The 980-nt window shown below is 31.1% G+C and carries 1 protein-coding gene; it reads right to left on the bottom strand.

The window, feature by feature from the left end; genetic code table 11:
- Positions 1–447: 447 nt before the first annotated feature.
- Entirely contained in the window at positions 448–828 is a 381-nt protein-coding gene (locus DWV53_RS15365; protein WP_118155483.1) for a hypothetical protein, read from the bottom strand.
- Positions 829–980 lie beyond the last annotated feature (152 nt).

Here is a 980-nt window from a genome sequence, read left to right as displayed (position 1 = left end):
TGTGCCGATAAGCTTGAAGAATATACGGCAGTTTTGGGAAACAGAGTTAACTTGGATTCCATAGCTGGAACATATTACGATGTATTACCGCCTGATGTTGAGACAACACTCACGTTAAATGCTGATGGTACCTACTTGTTGATACAGTCATACAATGAAAAGTAGAACAAACAGGAAAGGTTAAGAGGAACTTTCCATGTGCTTGACTACAACATCCTGATGCTTGTGCATCCTTAAAGCGGTGACAACATATTCTATAAGGTGATGGAGGACAACAGTATTATTTTTATAGACTCGTTTGGCAACGAACCTAAAAAAGTGGTTAGGAAAAACTACATTCTAAAAAAGAGAAAAGGGTAAAATGCAAATAAACTGTGTTAAACCATAATATTATAGCCTAACCCAGTTTATATTACACTACCTCAAAAATGGGCTATGTTTTTACGTTTACCCAATTAAATCCTTGATATTTTTTGATTGTTTTGTTAATCTAATCAGAACCGACTTAGCTAAATTATCATCTAATGAATTGTATCTATTGATTAAAAAATCCTTCAATACAGAGAAGCTAATAGTCTCACCACAATCATCAAATATCAGTTCTTTTTTATTAAAATGGATTATTGAATTTATAAAATTTGATTTTCTTTTTCCTATTATTTTAAATATATGCCCACTTTGGTCAACATATTTTTGATTATTGTAGTATTCTTCAAAGATACTATTATCGCCAGGATAATCCCATAAGTCTCCAATATGGGTTTCTTCCAAATCCTGTGAACTTAAATTACTTAAGGAAATATTAAGTATAGGGAATTGTATTGACATATTACTTGATTATTTATTCAAAAATTCTAAACAAACCATACATTATAGACCCAAAACCAACAACATATCCTTTAAGATAATCAATATAGCTTATTGTAAACCTCGGTGGGTAATTACGCCTGTCTTTGTATGTGATATTTAGGAATGTAATA

This window comes from Segatella copri (assembly GCF_003465495.1).
Classification (GTDB): domain Bacteria; phylum Bacteroidota; class Bacteroidia; order Bacteroidales; family Bacteroidaceae; genus Prevotella; species Prevotella copri_G.
This window is presented reverse-complemented; position numbering and strand designations above follow the sequence as displayed.